The organism is Prosthecochloris sp. (assembly GCA_015482705.2).
Classification (GTDB): Bacteria; Bacteroidota; Chlorobiia; order Chlorobiales; family Chlorobiaceae; genus Prosthecochloris.
This window is the reverse complement of record JADMLA020000019.1, coordinates 13,590-30,623: the sequence shown is the minus strand read 5'-3', so window position 1 is coordinate 30,623 and position 17,034 is coordinate 13,590. Positions and strand designations below refer to the sequence as shown.

Below are 17,034 nucleotides of genomic sequence, written 5' to 3'. Positions count from 1 at the left end.
CATGGTTCATGTTTCAAGGTCTCCTGATGCTAATGGTTGTTTTCCGGCCAGGCGGGTTGCCTGGGAAAATTTTCTGCTCTCCGGTATTCCGGATTGGCAATGAGAATAGTGCTGTTGAAATATTTGATGATACCAACTCTAAGGAATGGATTACTTCTGTAAATGCAATCTTGTCCTTCGAACTGCTAACAAGAAATAATAATAAGACGAGTGGCTATTCACTCTTCTCTGTATCCGCAATTATATCTATGCAGGATAATCGATAAAATTCAGCCAAGAATATATAACATATGTGAATGTGTTGCAAAAACAAAAGATTTACACTGTTGCTGTTCGTCTAAAGTATTGTTTTTATATTAATTACGCTTTAGTCTGAAATGTGTTTTTGCTATATCTCTTTTTTTGTTTTGTTTATAACGATTGTTATTTTTTATATATAATTATATGGTTGTTTATTGGTTCTTTTCTGTGAGCATTATGTCTTTTTTTTGATCGATGAAATACGTTTGGGATATTTTTAACGTATAGCGTTGGGTTTACGGTCATAGTGAAATTTTTTCTTTTCCGCAGCGGTTGATGTGCATGATATGATTTCGAAAGAGTTATTTTATATCAAGGCATTGATATGCTATGAAGGTAATTCGACTGAAGAAAGGCCATAATCTTGCGATTGGAGGTCAACCCGAAAAACTTCTGGTCGATGCGGGGCAACCTGCCCGTTTGAAGATAAGGCCGGGGGATTTTCCCGGGATCAAGCCGAAACTGCTGGTCAAGGAAGGCGATCATGTCAATACCGGAGCACCGGTGTTGTATGACAAAACCTTCCCGGATATGCTTGTGACCGCACCGGGGGCCGGCCGGGTTGTGAACATCGTTGTAGGGGAGCGGCGGACCGTCAGGGAGATTGTTATCGATCTCGACCGAACCGAATCAGTTGAATCGTTCGAGCGTTTCAATGAGCAATCGGTTCCCGCTCTTTCTCCCGATACGATAAAAAGTCAGCTGCTGCGTTCGGGGCTCTGGCCGGTTATCAGGCAACGTCCTTTTTCCTCTGTAGCGGATCCTGAGAAATTACCGAAAGCTGTTTTCATATCGGCAACACCTACCGCTCCTTTCGCTCCCGATACGGATTATCTGCTCGAGCAGGGTGCAGCCGGGCTTCAGATGGGTTTGTCGGTTTTAAAAAGGCTTACAGGAAGACCGGTTCATCTCGTCGCCGGAAAAAATAGTTCGAGTGCAATGCTTGCCGGTTTAAAAGACGTTGTTCTCCACCGTTTCAGCGGACCGCATCCTGCAGGGAATGTCGGTATTCATATTCATCACATCGCTCCTATCAGGAACCGTGACGACATCGTCTGGTATGTTTCTCTTCAGGATGTTATGCGAATCGGCGGGTTGTTTCTCAAAGGAGTGCTGCCGGTTGATAAAGTCGTGACTGTCGGAGGGGAGTCGGTGGAGAAAAGGCTCTACGTAAAAATCCGTCAGGGTATGATGTTAAAAGACATTCTGTGGGGAAATCCGGTTGAACGGGATGCCCGGCTGGTTTCAGGTGACGTGCTTACCGGTTTGCAGTGCGTGGCGGAGGATTCTCTTGGATTTTATCACGACACCGTTTCGGTTATACCGGAAAGCACCCGGCGTGATTTCTTCGGATGGCTTATGCCGGGACTCCACAAATATTCTTTGACCAATCTCTTTTTATCCCGCCTTGTCGGTAACCGGGGGGCTCATCTCGATACCCGAATGCACGGAAGTGAGAGAATTATTATTCCTTTCGGTAATATCGAGTCTGTCCTTCCCATGAACATTCTACCCACATTTCTGATAAAAATGATTCTTGCCGAGGATATCGATGAGATGGAGAAGCTGGGAATCTATGAGTGTGATCCAGAGGATTTTGCGCTGTGCTCCTTTATCGATGCATCGAAAATGGAGATTGCCGAGATTATTCGTCAAGGGTTGGAATATGTTGAGAAAAACGGTTAGTGTAGAACGGTATGCTGGAATAATCGTTTAATATAGGACTATGGGCGCTTTGAGAACGTTTCTCGATCGAATCGAACCGCATTTCAGCAAAGGGGGAAAGTGGGAAAGGTTGTTTCCCCTGTACGAAATGGTCGATACCATATTCTATGTTCCCGGGACAGCAACCGCAGTTGCACCGCATGTCAGGGATGCCGTGGATATGAAGCGTTCGATGTTTACGGTGATTATAGCGCTTATGCCGGCCCTTGTTTTCGGAATTTACAATACCGGTTATCAGGCCGACCCCGGTGCGGGCTTCCTGCAGAATGTCATGACAGGGGGGAGTGCTGTAGTGCCGCTGATCCTTGTTTCGTACATTGTCGGCGGTTTGTGGGAAGTGCTGTTTGCCGTTATCCGCCGGCATGAGGTCAATGAGGGATTTCTCGTTACCGGCTTACTGCTTCCAATGACGTTGCCTCCTGATATTCCTCTCTGGATGGTTGCCATGGGTATATCGTTCGGTATAGTTATCGGCAAGGAAGTCACCGGCGGGACAGGATACAACATATTCAATCCGGCTCTCATTGCCCGTGCATTTATCTTCTTCGCCTATCCGGCAGAGATGAGTGGTGACCCTGTCTGGACTCTCGCCGACGATCTCACTGCAGCAACACCTCTTGCCGTTGCCGCATCTGTACCAGGTGACGATGCGGTTTCACTGGTGGCGGCGGCCGGCTACACTCTCAAAGACATGTTTGTCGGTCTTATACCTGGTTCGGTAGCCGGAACCTCCACGCTTGCCGTTCTAGCCGGGGCTGTTGTGCTCATTGTTTCGAGAATAGCCAACTGGCGCATCATGGCAGGCGGTCTTATCGGTCTTGTAACGGCGGCGATACTGGCGAATCTTCTCGCTCCCGCTTCGGAGAACACCATGCTTTCCCTTTCCCCGCTGTATCATGGCGTCATGGGCGGTTTTGCTTTCGGTATTGTTTTTATGGCGACGGATCCTGTCAGTGCTGCTCAGACCGATAAAGGCCGATGGATCTACGGTATATTGATTGGAGCCCTTTGCGTTATGATTCGTGTGCTGAACCAGGCGTTCGCCGAAGGTATCATGCTTTCGATTTTGCTCGGAAATGCGTTTGCTCCGATGATCGACTATTTTGTGCTGCGGCAGAATATTGCAAAAAGACAGAAGGCTTATGCGAAGCAGTAACAGCTATACATATTTTTTCGTTATAGCGATGGCGATTATTTCCGCGCTGATGCTCTCCGTCATGAAAATAAATTTGCAGGAGCGGCAGGAGTTCAACAAGGCGTTGGATACAAGGAAGAATGTCCTGAAGACCGTTGGGGCTCTCAGTCCCGAAATGAGCGACAGTGATGTCGAAGAGTTCTACATGTCGAAATTTACAAAACAGGTCTTTCCCGACGGCAAAGGGGGCGAGAGGGAGTATTACACTTTTGGTTTAGCGGAACGCCCCGAGGGCTATGTGTTTCCGGTATCGGGGAAAGGCGTCTGGTCGACGATAAATGGTTTTATAGCGCTTGAGCCGGACAAGAACACCATCAAGGGAATATCGTTTTATGATCATGGCGAAACGCCGGGTCTCGGCGGCGAGATTGAAAAGGATTTTTTTTCTCGCCGGTTTGTCGGCAAGAAAATCTTTAAAGACGGTGAATTGGTATCCGTGACCATTGCGAAAAGCAAATTGCTCGAACAAAGTGAACATGCGGTTGACGGCCTGAGCGGTGCATCGCTGACAACCGGATCCATCAATCGTTTTTTACGTGATGATCTGACGGAATATCTCCCCTTACTGAGAGAATCCGATGAAGAGGAGGCGTTATTGCGATGAAGAAAACTCTCGATACCTTTGCCGGACCCCTGAGCCGAAGCAACCCTATTACAACCCAGGTGCTCGGAATATGTTCGGCCCTTGCCGTTACGGTAAAAATGGATACGGCACTGGTAATGTCCGGTGCTCTCGTTTTTGTGCTGGTTGGTTCGAATGTCATCGTGTCGGCACTACGGGAAGTCATTCCTTCGAGAGTCAGGATTATCGTTATGCTTACCATAATTGCGACGCTCGTCATTTTTATCGACGAGCTTCTCAAAGCCTATCTCTACGATATCAGTAAGCAGCTGAGTATTTTTGTCGGCCTGATTATCACGAACTGTATCGTTCTGGGCAGGGCCGAGGCTTTTGCTTTGAAAAACACCGTTTGGGAGTCGTCTCTTGACGGCCTGGGCAATGCCATGGGGTACGGTTTGATTCTTCTTTTGGTATCGGCAGCAAGAGAGCTCTTCGGCAGTGGCTCGCTGTTTGGCTTTCAGATTATTCCAGACTTTCTGTACGTCGAGCACGGGGGATGGTATGTAAACAACGGCCTGATGCTGCTTGCGCCAGGTGCGTTTATCATTCTCGGTTTGCTCATATGGCTGCAAAGAACGATAAACGGTTACACGGAGGAGTAGATGGACGCCTTATCGCACTATCTGAGTCTTGCGGTTGAAACGATATTTATCAAGAACATCCTGCTTGCCTATTTTCTGGGGATGTGCTCGTTTCTTGCCATATCGAAAAAAGTCGAGACTTCGATCGGTCTCGGGTTTGCCGTTGTCTTCGTCAACGGAATCACTGTCCCCGCAAACTGGATGATCAGCCACTACTTATTGGAAAAGGGAGCGCTGCAATGGACCGGAATTGCCGGAATGGAGGAGGTGGATCTTAGTTTTCTGACATTTATCGTGTTTATCGCAACCATTGCAGCGATGGTGCAGCTTGTGGAAATGACGCTTGACAGAGTCAGTCCGACGCTCTATCAGTCTCTTGGCATCTTTCTCCCGCTGATAGCCGTCAACTGTGCAATTCTCGGTTCTTCGCTTTTTATGGTTGAACGGGAATATGACCTTATGGAAGCCGCTGTGTTTGGCTCGAGTGCTGGAGTCGGGTTTTTTCTTGCGATCGTGACGCTTGCAACCATGCGTTACAAGCTGAAATATTCCAACGTACCGATAGGACTGCGGGGTTTGGGAATAGCGATGATTCTGACCGGACTGATTTCGATGGCGTATATGTCGTTTTCCGGCATTGACCTTTAGCGAGCTGTTTAACCGATTCAAGATTTCAAATCAATGCTTGTCGCTCTTTCGGCTGTTCTGGTTTTCGTTGCGGTGGTCGTTCTGCTTGTTGCGTTGCTGAATACCGCTGCCAGCAAGCTGTTGCCTCAGGGAAAGGTCGCGATTATCATCAATGAAAACGATGAGAATACCCTGTCGGTCAATGCCGGCCGCAGTTTGCTGTCTACATTGTCCGATGAAAAGATTTTTATCCCGTCTGCATGTGGTGGGGGTGGAACCTGTGGTATGTGTAAATGCCGGATTACCGAGGGGGGAGGTCAGGTGCTGCCTACCGAGCTCAACCACATTTCCCGTTCGGAAGTCAAGCAGGATATTCGTCTGTCATGCCAGGTGAAAGTCCGCGAACCGATGAAGATATTTCTTCCTGAAGAGATATTCAGCATCCGCCAATGGGAATGTACTGTTCGTTCCAACCGCAGTGTAGCGACGTTTATCAAGGAGCTTGTCCTTGAACTTCCCGAAAAAGAAAATCTCGAGTTCAAAGCTGGCGGGTACATCCAGATCGATATCCCGGAATACCCGGATATATCGTTTTCAGGGTTCAAAATCGAAGAGGAGTATCGCGATGACTGGGATAAGTACAATATGTGGAAGCTTGTAAGCAGGAATGAAGTGGAAACGTTCAGGGCCTATTCGATGGCCAACCATCCGGCTGAAGGCAATAGCATCATACTCAATGTTCGTATTGCGACACCCCCTCCCGATCTTATGGACAGCGCACCGCCAGGGGTAGGTTCTTCGTATATTTTCAATCTCGAGCCGGGTGACAAGGTGCGTGTTTCCGGTCCTTATGGAGAGTTTTTCATCCGCGAATCGGAAAGGGAAATGGTGTATATCGGCGGGGGGGCAGGGATGGCCCCGATGCGTTCACATATTTTCTATCTGTTTAAAACATTGAAAACCGGCCGCAAGGTTTCTTTCTGGTATGGTGCACGGTCCCGTAAGGAGATGTTCTATGATGAAGAGTTCAGGGCCATTGCAGAGGAGTTCCCGAATTTCACCTACCATGTCGCGCTTTCGAATCCTCTGCCCGGAGATAATTGGAATGGATTCACTGGCTTCATCCATACAGTGCTCTACGACAACTATCTCGAGGATCATGAAGAACCCGAAGAGATCGAGTACTACATGTGCGGTCCTCCGGTCATGGTTTCTTCTGTAGAAACAATGCTCTATAATCTTGGGGTGGAGAAAGAGATGATATCGTACGATGAGTTTTCCTGACAATGCCACTAATGGAAGAGCGGCACCTCCTTGAGGATGTGTTGCCGGATTCTATCATACTAACTTTCAGCGTGAGGTTTTTTTCCCGCTTTTTTCGGCACAATGATTACCGGAATACCGGAATCGCTTACCACTCCCGAACAGACGGTGCCGACGATAAGCTGGTAGAGGGTTTTGTGCCCGTGTGATCCGAGCAGGATGAAGTCGGCCTGTTCTTTTTCGGCATGTTCGATGATTGTCCTGGCGGCATTTCCGTGCACGATCGATAAAGAGGCTTCTATTCCCTCTTCGTCGAGAAGGTCGGCGATGTTCTGCAGTTTCTTGAAATTCTTATGATGGAGTATCGGTACGGCGTCACCTTCTTCGGACGAGTCGGGTTCATGGTAGTATTTTTGTGGAGGTCGGTAGTGGGGTTCGATCGTTGGATGAAACTCGATGTCCTGCTTGTCATCGGCTATGACATGCAACAGGATAACGCTTGCCGATGAAGCGCCGGCGAGTTTTTGAATGGTTGTAACGACGTTGTCCGTTACATCTGAGAAATCCAGAGCTGCGAGTAGTTTCATGGTCGCTCCCTGTGTTCGAAATGCTTTGAATCAGCATCGATTGTTCGTCTACGGTACCGTAATGGATCTACTGTGTTTTTCCCCGCGTAGAAAGCGATTTGATTACCTGCTTCCGTTCTTCAGGGGTATTGATATTGTGCAGGTAGCGAGGATCCTTTACTGAAAGGTAATGAATGGGAGAATCTTCAAGAAATGACCGCAAGGAATTGTTGCCCGTTGCATGACGAAGGAGTAGTGGCAACCTGCTTTTCGGTTCATATAGTGTGCAGAGCGGTTCGGGTTTTCTGTCGGCATGGCGGTATGCCGTTGCAAAAGAAAACGGGTTTCGTTCGGCAGTGAGTTCACTGATCAGAGAGTGATCGAGAAAAGGCAGATCACATGCCGTTACAAGCCATGAGGCATCGGGAAAGCGTTGTTGAGCGGAAAGCAAGCCTCCGAGAGGGCCGATGTCCAGATAACCATCGAGCATGAGGGGGATGCCATACTTGACATATGAGCTTTGCTGATCGGATCGGCAGGAAAGGTAAACCTCTTTACACTGTTTCAACAGCATTGTTGCCGTGTGTTGGATTTGTACCTGTGTATGGTAGGCGAGAAGTGCTTTATCCTCTCCCATTCGTTCACTTTTTCCGCCTGCCAGTACCAGTCCGAACAGCGGTCGGCGAGTGACCGTGCTGTGAAAAAAGGCGAGAATGTATGCAGCGATATCTTCGATACGGTCCCGATGAAATACTGGAAAACCGTATGTATCGGGAATCGAAGCCGGATCGGCTGTTACCAGTGCGATAACATTTTTCAGCGTTTTATTCGCAAGCAGATCGAGTATCTTGTGATCGTGATCGATGAGGACGAGCTTTGGTAACGGGAGTTCCTTCAAGCCTTCGACAAGGAGAAAATCAACATGAAGCAGTCCCGTTTTTTCCAGGAAGAGATCGGAACTGCCGGTACTGATCAGTGCATGTTTTTCCGGGTCGGACACCATCACTGCCCTTGCTCCGGATTGACGCACAACGAAAGAATCCTTACCCTCCCGGTCGATATCGAAACGGTGGCAGCCGTGTTTATAATAGCCGACTGAATAGCTTTCGCTGAACAACGAAACGAGACGGGATATCAGCGTTGTTTTCCCAGAGTTGGAAAATCCGCAAAATGCTATTTCAAATGGATGAAATGTAACATCAGGCATAATGTTCATGCAGATATTCCTTTAGCTTCCCGTCATCGGCTTTTCCCTCGATTTACAGGGAACTCTTCAACCGGTCAACGGGTTTTATTAGCTTTCGAGCACGTTATACCTGCGGCTGACGGCGCTGGGTCTGTTGCTGGATCAAGAGAAAAAGTGCTGCAACGACACCGGGAACCCAGAAGAGCGCGGTTAAAAGTCCCACAAGCATAATCGTCCCGATTTCTCTGTCAAGAATGGCGGCTGGGGGGCAGATGACGGCAAGGATCCATTTGCGAATATCTATCATGGTATTCTCCGGGTTAATGGTTATTTTTTCCAAAATTTAATACTTCTCGGTGCAACAAGCAATGGTAAATGCGTTATTCTCTGTGAAATAGCCTGGGGTGTGTCGGTACTCTTGCATATTAGCGGTAAAATTTTAAATTACTAGCCCCCGGGCGTTTGTGAATCAGATGCTGAAAGTGCGTTGATCATATTCAGAGACATCGATTCTGGATTTTAAACATAAACATGATATAGCTTGCATAAGAAATTTCATCCTGAGATGGTATCGGATGATTTCAATGAGGTCCTTGAGGAACCGAATTTTAATAATCCGAACACCTCTCCCGACCCACCAAGTCCATACGCTGACCTTGAGAAAAGGTATCGAAAGAACAAATTCAACAAGAAAAAAAACTACTATCCCGAGCTTTTCGGCACTCAGGGTGTAGATCTGTCGGAAAGGCCGAGCAATTCCGGAAACAAGGTCAGGAAAAAAAAGACTTCGAAGCCTAAGAGAAAGCCCTCATCCAAAGCCAACCGGCAGAGACAGGGAAAGAGGCAGAGCCCCAGCACTTGAGAACGTATCAACGTATAGTGTCGTACATTGTCGGGCTGAAAAGATTGGCTGAAAACAGGAGGATTGTATTTGAAATCTTCTCTCGATACGTTTAGTTTTTTATGAGAAGAGGAATTTCCATTTCCATTTATATATAAATAACTGCAACATGCTGCTTATCAATCGTTTTACTGGCCTTATTGAGGATCATGCCGAATCACTTTCGCTCAAGTGGGTTGAAGAGGTGCGTTCCAATTCGCTGACCGGCGGTTACGCGAATTTATCGAAAAAAGATCTGCACGACAGTGTCTATGGCCGTTTCAGAAAACTCGGAACATGGGTGGCGAAGCAGGAAAACATCGATGAGGAGATAGCCCGGAATTTTTGCGAAATAGGTGAAGCACGCGCTCAGGCCGGCATAAAGTCCAGTGAGATGGTGTACTCCCTTATTCTCGAGCGGGACATGCTGTTCCAGTACATCAAGGAGCAAGGCATTATTACCGAAGGTATCGACCTCAATCGTGCCCTTCAGTTTGGCGAACAGCTCAATTATTTTTATGACAAAGCAATGTATTTCGCTCTTGTCGGTTATGAACAGGTTGCCTGTTCATCCAGAACTACGGATGGAGACAGCGAGTTCAAAAAGACAGTCGAGGGATTCAAGCACTGGTTGATTCGGGAGTGATCCGCGTTTTCGATAGAACATTATTCGAGGCTGTCTCTCAAAAGGACAGCCTCTCCTATTCTAGGCAAGCCATCATGTATGGTTCGATTTCCTTTCCTGGTTGTCATCCTCTGCTCGACCCGTGAAACTCGAATATCCATTTCACGGAGTGGCAAGACTTTTCCATAATGACAGTTTGAACCATTGTCGAATAGCTTGTGAGACAACCTTTTTATGATAGACCATTTCTTGGAAATACATGCCCACAGGGGAGCTCGCTCTTTTTTTCCGGAAAACACCATTTCTGCGTTTTTAAAAGCTGTTGAGCTTGGGGTCGAGGCAATAGAACTCGATCTCTGCATTTCAGGAGATAACCTGGTGGTTGTTTCTCACGATCCATACATGCAGGCCGGGTTATGTACTGCGCCGGACGGCAGGGTGCTGACAAAAAGCGACGAAAAACGGTATTTGCTCTATGCTATGAAGTATGCAGATATTGTTCGTTTTGGCTGTGGTCAGCCTTCATCTGAATTTCCCGGTCAGCAAAAAATTTCCGCAGTGAAACCGTTGCTTGCCGATGTTTTCCGTTTGGTGGAGCGGTATAGTAAGGAACTGCGAAAAGAGAGCGGAGTGATATACAACCTTGAAGTGAAGTCCAGGATGGATGGTGACGGAGTCAGGCATCCTGCTCCGTGCGAGTATGCGGCGCTTGTCGTCGCTGTTATTGAAGAATCGGGCGTCGCTTCACGTACCAGGGTGCAGTCGTTCGATGCTCGAATCATCGAGGAGGTAAGGAAGTTATCACCGTCAGTCGCTCTCGGGCTACTGGTCGGGATGGGACAGGACCCGGAAATCGAACTCGGCAGGCTTGATTTCAAGCCGGATTACCTCAACCCGTATTTCCCGATGGTTGATGGTTCTCTTGTGAAAAAGCTTCATGACCGTGGTATCGGCATTGTTCCCTGGACGGTAAATTCACCCGAAACAATGAAGATTCTTGCAGCGATGGGGGTTGACGGCATTATTACCGATTGCCCTGAACGTGCTGTGGAGGTATTACATGAATGATGCAAGAGAAAAGATGCCGATGCTGGTAGACCGCTATAACCGTGGTGTTCGGTATGTGCGTGTTTCGGTGACCTCGCGCTGTAACCTGCGTTGTGTCTACTGTATGCGTGAAGAGCATTGTGGTCAAAATGTGGCGGCTGAAGAACTTGATTATCAGGAGATCTGCCGGATAATCGAAGCGCTGGCTGCATTGGGTGTCAGAAAAGTCCGCTTTACAGGGGGAGAGCCTCTCTTGCGTGACGATATCGTCGATCTGGTGCGGTATGCAAAGGCTGTAGACGGAATAGAAACGGTCGTGTTGACGACAAACGGTGTCTTGCTCGGTCATTATCTCGACAGGCTTCTCGAAGCCGGTCTCGACGGTATCAATTTCAGCCTCGATACCTTTGATGAAGACCGTTACAAGGCGATTACCAGAAGAAACCTTTTACCGGATGTTCTGGGAAATTTCGAATCGTTGCTTCGCCATGCCGATGAGCTGCAAGTGAAGATCAACGTGTTGTTACTGCGGGGGATTAACGCCGGAGAACTCGGCAGGTTTGCCGATCTGACCCGCCAATGGCCGGTGACCGTCCGGTTTATGGAGCTGATGCCTTTTGACGATCATCAGATATGGCGTACTGGGAAGTTCATGGGAGCGGACAAGATACTGGAAATGCTCGGTAACATATATCCGGATCTGGAATCTACACAAGGATACGCTACAGAACATTTCAGCTTTTCTTTGCCGGGGTATCGCGGGTCGATTGCCATTATTCCGGCATTTACCCGTAATTTCTGTAGTCAATGCAATCGTTTGCGAATTACATCGTCCGGTAGGATCATGAGCTGCCTTTATGCAAAAAATGGTGTCGATATGCTTGCTGCGTTACGCAGCGGAGCCGATAACGAACAGCTTGGAGCGCTTTTTCAGGAGGCTATCGATATGAAGCCGAAAGATGGGAGAACGGCTGGAGGAAAGGCTCCGAGAACCAGCATGTCGGAAATTGGGGGATAGGGCATAGTGAATGGACGGAACTGCACTGAACGGATATGGATAGCTTTCCTCGAGCTGAGAGAACAGAATATCAACAAATCAACGAATGGATAGATATGCCAGAGTTTTCGCATCTTGATGAAAACGGTAACGTAAAGATGGTCGATATATCGGTGAAACCAGGTACCATGCGAACTGCTCGTGCTTCGGGGTATATCTCCATGAGGCCTGAAACCCTGCTTCTTTTGAAGGAGAACGACTTGCCGAAAGGCAATGTGCTGGTCACTGCCAAGATTGCGGGCATACAGGCGGCCAAAAGGACTTTCGATCTTGTGCCGCTTTGTCATCAGCTCAATCTTGCCTGGATCGATATCGAATTTACCCTTGAAGCCGACCGCATTGCAATAGCGGCGACGGTGAAGACCAAGGAGGCGACCGGTGTTGAAATGGAGGCTTTGACAGCTGTGACGGTTGCGGCGCTTACCATTTACGACATGTGCAAGGCGGTTGACAAGACCATGGAGATCGGGGGAATCGGTCTCGAGATGAAGACAGGAGGAAAAAGTGGTGTATCGACTGTATACAGGCCTCGAACCGCCATACTCGTGGTATCGGATTCCATTGCGGCGGGCAGATCGGTTGACCGGTCGGGCCAGGTGCTGAAAGAGGGATTTGAGCAGGCGGGCTGTCCCGTTGAAGCATCCGGAATCGTAGCTGACGAACCGGCCGATATAGCCGCTGTTGTAGAGGAATGGGTTCGGGAAGAGTTTGAGTTGGTGATTACATGTGGCGGAACAGGACTTGGTCCGAGAGATGTGACTGTCGAGACACTGTTGCCGAAATTTACGAGAAGGCTGCCCGGTGTCGAGCAGGCGCTTTTTCAGTGGGGTCAGGGTAAGATAAAAACAGCGATGCTCTCCCGGCTGGCGGCAGGTACGGTTGGATCCTCGGTTGTTATCTGTCTACCCGGAAGCGTGGGTGCCGCGAAAGATGCTCTCGAAGTTCTTGTGCCTGTACTGTTCCATGCGTTCGAGATGATGCAGGGGGAGGGCCACGGATGATAACCGTCAAGGAAGCACATGAGAGGATCGCCGTTTCGGTTGAACTACTGCCAGTGGAGGAGAAGTCCCTGAATTCGGCTCAGGGGCAGGTGCTTGCAGAGGATGTGATCGCGGATTTTCAACTGCCGCGTTTCGACAATGCAGCCATGGACGGGTTTGCCGTGCGATGGGAGGATGTACGAAATGCTTCACAAGAGCATCCTGTGGTGCTGAAAATAACCGAGGAGATTGCTGCCGGTGCGCAGCCAGGACTTCCGGTTGCTGAGGGAAGCTGTGCTCAGATCATGACGGGAGCTCCAATGCCTGAAGGTGCCGATACGGTTGTCATCTTCGAGCACACAAGTGGATTTGGAGGGCAGGAGGTCGAAATCTTCAAAGCGCCGGAGTTTTGTGCTAATGTGCGTTATGCCGGTGAAGAGGTTCGGCCGGGAGAGGTGCTTGTAAAGCGAGGTGATCGCCTGACTCCCGCTGAGCTTGGAGTACTTGCGGCATTCGGCAGATCGTCAGTTCCTGTCTATCGCCGTCCCAGGATCGCAGTCGTTACCGTCGGTGATGAACTTCGCAGTCCCGGGGAGCGGCTTGAAGGAGCGGCAATCTATAACAGTAACGGTTTTTCGCTTGGTTCCTGCGCTATTGCGGCAGGGGCTGAACTCACCGGACAGTGGCAGGTTCCCGATGATGTCGCTGCCATTCGCGAGGCTCTTGTGGAAGCATTGTCGGCCAGCGATCTGCTCGTTACCGCAGGTGGGATTTCAACCGGGGAGTATGATTACATGCAGAAACTGCTTACCGGTCTTGGCATAGAACAGGAGTTCTGGAAGGTTGTCCAGAAACCGGGCAAGCCTTTCTTTTTCGGTAGAGGAAAAGATGGTAAAATGGTTTTCGGTTTGCCGGGCAATCCAGTCTCGGCACTGGTATGTTTCCTCGAATACTGTATGCCGACGATTTCAGCCATGCAGAGCAGGAGGTATCACGGAAAAGTGGAGGCCGAGCTGGTAGAGCCGTTTCCTGCCGATAAAAAACGGTACCGTTTTCTGTTCGGCAGAATATGGCAGAAAAACGGCAGGCTTTTTTGCACGGTCGGCCCGAAAATCGAGTCGCATATGATTACATCGCTGGTCGGCGCGAATTGCCTGATCGAAGCCCCGGCTTCTTTGCAACCGTTGTCCGTCGGAAATGTCGTTACCTGTAATCTCTTGCCCTGGAGCACTCTCGACGAATAAGGGGTGCTTGAAACGTCTGAAACAGTTTTTCAGGACGCATTGCCGAACGGTTTGAACATCAGATTTTTTACTATGGATATAACCGTGAAATGTTTTGCAGCTGCGCGCGATGTTCTCGCCCGCGACGAATTTCACATGGACATTCCCGAGGGGACAACCATTGAAGTGGTGGAACGGGAAATCAGGAAACTTTCCACACAGCTTGCTGAAATGCCGTTCATGCTCGCTCTGAATATGGCATATCCTGCAGAGGGTACCCTGGTGAAAGAGGGTGATGAACTGGCGATTATTCCACCAGTCAGCGGAGGATAGTCATGGTATCGGTAAGCATAAGCGGAAAGCGAATCGACGACTGGAACTTCGGTCTCGAGCCTGATGCTCGGGTTGGAGCCGAGCTGATTTTTAACGGACAGGTTCGGGATAGTGAAAAGGATGAGAAGATCGGGGCGCTTGTGTATGAGCAGTATGAAGGGATGGCGCAGAAAGAACTTGAAAGAATAGGCAGCGAGGCCGTTGAAAGGTTCGGTGTCATCGATCTCCACTGCGTTCACCGTATAGGAACCATTCCGGTAGGAGAAGCGGCGATTGTCGTATTGATTCGCTCTGTACATCGCCATGAAGCATTCGACGCCATGAGCTGGTTCATGGATGAACTCAAGAAAACCGTTCCTATCTGGAAGGTCGGGAGCATGCGATAGTTGAAAGGGTAGTGCACATCTGCCGGAGATTTTCGAGTTCTTCTGCATCGGGTTCGCCCGGTGCGAACTCCAGCCTGTCGAATTCATCGAGTAAAACAAGCAGCTTTTCCAAAAAAGCACCCTCGATTCCCTGGTTTTTCATTGCCTGTTTCAGCTCCTTTCTTGTAAGACCCTGAACGTCGAAATCGCAACTCTGCTTGAGTATCCTGGAAAGTTGTTCCTGAAGCTCCTGTAGCGAAAGAGCGGGTTTCGGGTTACTTTTGCCGATGATGGAGCGCTTTTTCAGCAGAAGATAGAGTAAGGCAGCAACAAGTATGAAAGAGAGGGCCAAGAGTAGTTGTAGGAAAGCGGCAGGGACGTTTCTTTCAGAGCTTTTTTCATCAGCGATTGCCGTTACAGCGTCAGGTGTTTCCTCAGCGTTTTCACCGGTTTCAGGCAAGATGGTCAGGGTGATCTCGTTCGATTCTACAGCAGCATAGGTTTTTCTTTCGGGATCGAACGACGTGAAGGAGAGCGGAGAAAACGTGAAACTGCCGGGTTTATCGGCTTTCAGAACAATTGTTTTCCTCGAGCGTTCAGGTGAGTCGACGCTCATCGGGTCGGTTATCGTTTCAAGCACGGAAAATTCTTCGGGCAGTGACCATGGAAGAGTCGGAAAAGTCTTGAAATTTCCCGTACCGGTCAGGGTGCCCGTTAACCGCAGCGTATTGCCGGCTTGGATGGTGTCCCTGTCTGCTGAAGCAGTGGCATCGAGTATTCCCACGGCCCCGCTGAAACCCGAAGGTTTCGGTTCAGGAAGGGGATTGACAGCTATGGTAACTTCAGGAGCCGTAAGAGCGAGAGAGTCATCCGGTTCCGGAGAGGAGTCGAATGAAATGCTTTTCGGGATGATGCACAAAACACTGTATCCGGATATGCTGAATCTGCCGGCTTGAAGAGGAACAAGCGTCATCTGTTTGATGACGGCGTTTCTGTAGAGTGTTTCCCCGATGCGCTGCGGTCTGCTGGGGATCAGTTTCCCCAAAGCAGTTTCTTCAACCCATATTCCTTCCTGTGAGGGTTCGGCGGTGTCCAGGATTTTCGGAGCGATTCCTGTGAAACTGAGTGTATAGGTAAGCTCTACCGCTTCTCCGGTGAACGGTTTGTCGTTGCTGATATGTGCGGTGAGGAACAGCTCATTTTTCTCGTTGTCAGTAGGGCCGGCTGCAGAGCTGCTGATGGCAGGGGTGGCGAAAAGCAGCAGCAGCGGAATGAGCCTCCTGTATACCAGCGGTTTCACGGTTTCAGGCTATTGTTTCAGTTCAACCGACCGTTGTGCAGCTGCTGTTACGGTATCGATCATTGCTTGCCGGACATTGTGGGCTTCCATCTGGTGCAGCCCGGCCTCGGTTGTTCCGCCCGGTGTGGTAACGTCTTTGATGAGTGCCGCAGGTTTTTTTTGGCTTTCGAGCACCAGTTTTGCAGCTCCGAGCATGGTTTGTGCACTGAGGGTTACGGCTTCATCGTCTGAAAGACCGCATTGTTTCCCCCCTTCGGCCAGTGCGTCGATGATGAGAAACATGTAAGCGGGACCGCTGCCCGAGACGGCAGTGGCGGCATCCATATGTATTTCATCGAGTACCGTTACCTTGCCGATTGCACTGAAAATTTTTTTCGCCTGAGCGAGATCTTCATCGGTTGCGCATTTTCCCCTGCTGATCACCGTCATGCCTTCTCCCACGAATGCCGGAGTATTCGGCATCACACGGATGACATGCATATTCTCGAGAGATCGTGCTCTAATGAACTCCGAGGTAATACCGGCAGCGACACTTATGAGAAGCTGGTCCGGCCTGAGCTCGCAGCGAAGCTCTTCGAGTACGGTTTCTATCTGGTAGGGTTTTACAGCGAGAATGATGCAGTCGACCGACTCTGCAAGCTCGCCCATGGAGTTTTTCCGGGTGATGCCGAACTCCTTGCAGACCCCATCGGCAACGGCCGGATCTTTGTCGTATCCTGAAATTTCATTGTTCCTGTCACGCACGAGTCCTGCTATGAGGGCTTTTGCGATTCTTCCGGTTCCGATAAAACCGATTGTCGTTGTATGCATGCTCTTGTTCGATTTATTTGAAGCGCAGTTTAAAAACAAGGATCACCAATATGAGCAGAAAGGTTATGCCGTTTGCAATCATCATCGGCAGACTGTGGTTCGCGTAGCCGTAGCAAAACCAGAGAAAAACACCGGTAGCCATGAAGAGCGCCCATAGCAGGCTGATGTCCCGTGTTTTTTTTGAGCGGAAGACCTTCAATGCCTGAGGGAGAAAGGCGAGAGTGGTTAAAAACCCGGCAGCATACCCTATATATTCAATCTCCTGCATATATATCGTTTTCATTGCGTTTGGCGTCTTTGCAAAAAGAAGATACGAATGGCTCGGGGATTTACCCACCGGCGATAGTAT

Annotated in this window: 20 protein-coding genes; 14 read left to right on the top strand and 6 right to left on the bottom strand. The window is 49.2% G+C overall.

Annotation, left to right across the window (positions count from 1 at the left end):
- Positions 1 to 630: 630 nt before the first annotated feature.
- From QZ209_RS03655 to nqrF, 6 genes are read left to right on the top strand one after another with little or no spacing between them, the layout of a single operon-like run.
- Entirely contained in the window at positions 631 to 1,986 is a 1,356-nt protein-coding gene (locus tag QZ209_RS03655; protein WP_294344777.1) for a Na(+)-translocating NADH-quinone reductase subunit A, read from the top strand.
- A 40-nt stretch (positions 1,987 to 2,026) separates the two neighbouring features.
- The gene (locus QZ209_RS03650; protein ID WP_294344775.1) at positions 2,027 to 3,181 is read left to right on the top strand and encodes an NADH:ubiquinone reductase (Na(+)-transporting) subunit B; all 1,155 of its coding nucleotides are present in this window, start codon (positions 2,027 to 2,029) and stop codon (positions 3,179 to 3,181) included.
- Positions 3,168 to 3,824 (top strand): FMN-binding protein, encoded by a 657-nt coding sequence (locus QZ209_RS03645; protein WP_294344773.1) that lies wholly within the window; start codon positions 3,168 to 3,170, stop codon positions 3,822 to 3,824. Before QZ209_RS03650 ends, QZ209_RS03645 begins: the two co-directional genes overlap by 14 nt.
- Positions 3,821 to 4,444 carry an NADH:ubiquinone reductase (Na(+)-transporting) subunit D gene (locus tag QZ209_RS03640; protein WP_294344772.1) on the top strand — a complete coding sequence of 208 codons (624 nt, stop codon included), beginning with the start codon at positions 3,821 to 3,823 and terminating at the stop codon, positions 4,442 to 4,444. The genes QZ209_RS03645 and QZ209_RS03640 overlap by 4 nt, the downstream gene beginning before the upstream one ends.
- Positions 4,445 to 5,071, top strand: coding sequence for an NADH:ubiquinone reductase (Na(+)-transporting) subunit E (gene nqrE, locus QZ209_RS03635; protein ID WP_294344770.1), 627 nt, complete (start codon positions 4,445 to 4,447; stop codon positions 5,069 to 5,071).
- Positions 5,072 to 5,104: 33 nt separating this feature from the next.
- Positions 5,105 to 6,334: an NADH:ubiquinone reductase (Na(+)-transporting) subunit F gene (nqrF, locus tag QZ209_RS03630; RefSeq protein WP_294344768.1), complete on the top strand. Its 1,230-nt coding sequence runs from the start codon at positions 5,105 to 5,107 to the stop codon at positions 6,332 to 6,334.
- Positions 6,335 to 6,393: 59 nt separating this feature from the next.
- On the opposite strand, the gene QZ209_RS03625 is transcribed toward nqrF, so the two are convergent.
- The 3 genes from QZ209_RS03625 to QZ209_RS03615 all read right to left on the bottom strand — a co-directional run bounded on the left by QZ209_RS03625 (position 6,394) and on the right by QZ209_RS03615 (position 8,372).
- Positions 6,394 to 6,900, bottom strand: a complete 507-nt coding sequence (locus QZ209_RS03625; RefSeq protein WP_294344766.1) for a universal stress protein — start codon at positions 6,898 to 6,900, stop codon at positions 6,394 to 6,396.
- Positions 6,901 to 6,967: 67 nt separating this feature from the next.
- Positions 6,968 to 8,095, bottom strand: a complete 1,128-nt coding sequence (gene mobAB, locus QZ209_RS03620) for a bifunctional molybdenum cofactor guanylyltransferase MobA/molybdopterin-guanine dinucleotide biosynthesis adaptor protein MobB (protein ID WP_294344765.1) — start codon at positions 8,093 to 8,095, stop codon at positions 6,968 to 6,970.
- 94 nt (positions 8,096 to 8,189) lie between these two features.
- Entirely contained in the window at positions 8,190 to 8,372 is a 183-nt protein-coding gene (locus tag QZ209_RS03615; RefSeq protein ID WP_294344763.1) for a YqaE/Pmp3 family membrane protein, read from the bottom strand.
- Between the two features lie 258 nt (positions 8,373 to 8,630).
- Here QZ209_RS03615 and QZ209_RS03610 point away from each other — a divergent pair, with 258 nt between their 5' ends.
- The 8 genes from QZ209_RS03610 to QZ209_RS03575 all read left to right on the top strand — a co-directional run bounded on the left by QZ209_RS03610 (position 8,631) and on the right by QZ209_RS03575 (position 14,596).
- A complete protein-coding gene (locus QZ209_RS03610) occupies positions 8,631 to 8,927 on the top strand; it encodes a hypothetical protein (protein ID WP_294344761.1) in 297 nt (98 codons plus the stop codon).
- A 148-nt stretch (positions 8,928 to 9,075) separates the two neighbouring features.
- Positions 9,076 to 9,591, top strand: coding sequence for an RsbRD N-terminal domain-containing protein (locus QZ209_RS03605; protein ID WP_294344760.1), 516 nt, complete (start codon positions 9,076 to 9,078; stop codon positions 9,589 to 9,591).
- Between the two features lie 213 nt (positions 9,592 to 9,804).
- The gene (locus QZ209_RS03600; RefSeq protein ID WP_294344759.1) at positions 9,805 to 10,638 is read left to right on the top strand and encodes a glycerophosphodiester phosphodiesterase family protein; all 834 of its coding nucleotides are present in this window, start codon (positions 9,805 to 9,807) and stop codon (positions 10,636 to 10,638) included.
- Entirely contained in the window at positions 10,631 to 11,635 is a 1,005-nt protein-coding gene (moaA, locus tag QZ209_RS03595; RefSeq protein WP_294344757.1) for a GTP 3',8-cyclase MoaA, read from the top strand. The genes QZ209_RS03600 and moaA overlap by 8 nt, the downstream gene beginning before the upstream one ends.
- Positions 11,636 to 11,730: 95 nt before the next feature.
- Positions 11,731 to 12,675: a bifunctional molybdenum cofactor biosynthesis protein MoaC/MoaB gene (gene moaCB / locus QZ209_RS03590; protein WP_294344754.1), complete on the top strand. Its 945-nt coding sequence runs from the start codon at positions 11,731 to 11,733 to the stop codon at positions 12,673 to 12,675.
- Positions 12,672 to 13,898 (top strand): gephyrin-like molybdotransferase Glp, encoded by a 1,227-nt coding sequence (glp, locus tag QZ209_RS03585; protein ID WP_294344752.1) that lies wholly within the window; start codon positions 12,672 to 12,674, stop codon positions 13,896 to 13,898. The genes moaCB and glp overlap by 4 nt, the downstream gene beginning before the upstream one ends.
- 3 nt (positions 13,899 to 13,901) lie before the next feature.
- Positions 13,902 to 14,210 carry a MoaD/ThiS family protein gene (locus tag QZ209_RS03580; protein WP_294344751.1) on the top strand — a complete coding sequence of 103 codons (309 nt, stop codon included), beginning with the start codon at positions 13,902 to 13,904 and terminating at the stop codon, positions 14,208 to 14,210.
- Positions 14,211 to 14,212: 2 nt separating this feature from the next.
- Positions 14,213 to 14,596: a molybdenum cofactor biosynthesis protein MoaE gene (locus tag QZ209_RS03575; RefSeq protein ID WP_294344750.1), complete on the top strand. Its 384-nt coding sequence runs from the start codon at positions 14,213 to 14,215 to the stop codon at positions 14,594 to 14,596.
- Here the strand turns inward: QZ209_RS03575 and QZ209_RS03570 are convergent.
- Genes QZ209_RS03570 through QZ209_RS03560 form a run of 3 tightly spaced genes read right to left on the bottom strand, consistent with a single transcriptional unit; the run spans position 14,568 to position 16,968 of the window.
- Positions 14,568 to 15,875 (bottom strand): BatD family protein, encoded by a 1,308-nt coding sequence (locus QZ209_RS03570; RefSeq protein WP_294344749.1) that lies wholly within the window; start codon positions 15,873 to 15,875, stop codon positions 14,568 to 14,570. The two genes, QZ209_RS03575 and QZ209_RS03570, sit on opposite strands and share 29 nt — an antisense overlap.
- 9 nt (positions 15,876 to 15,884) lie before the next feature.
- A complete protein-coding gene (proC, locus tag QZ209_RS03565; protein ID WP_294344748.1) occupies positions 15,885 to 16,685 on the bottom strand; it encodes a pyrroline-5-carboxylate reductase in 801 nt (266 codons plus the stop codon).
- Between the two features lie 13 nt (positions 16,686 to 16,698).
- Positions 16,699 to 16,968, bottom strand: coding sequence for a SemiSWEET transporter (locus QZ209_RS03560; protein ID WP_294344747.1), 270 nt, complete (start codon positions 16,966 to 16,968; stop codon positions 16,699 to 16,701).
- Between the last annotated feature and the right edge of the window lie 66 nt (positions 16,969 to 17,034).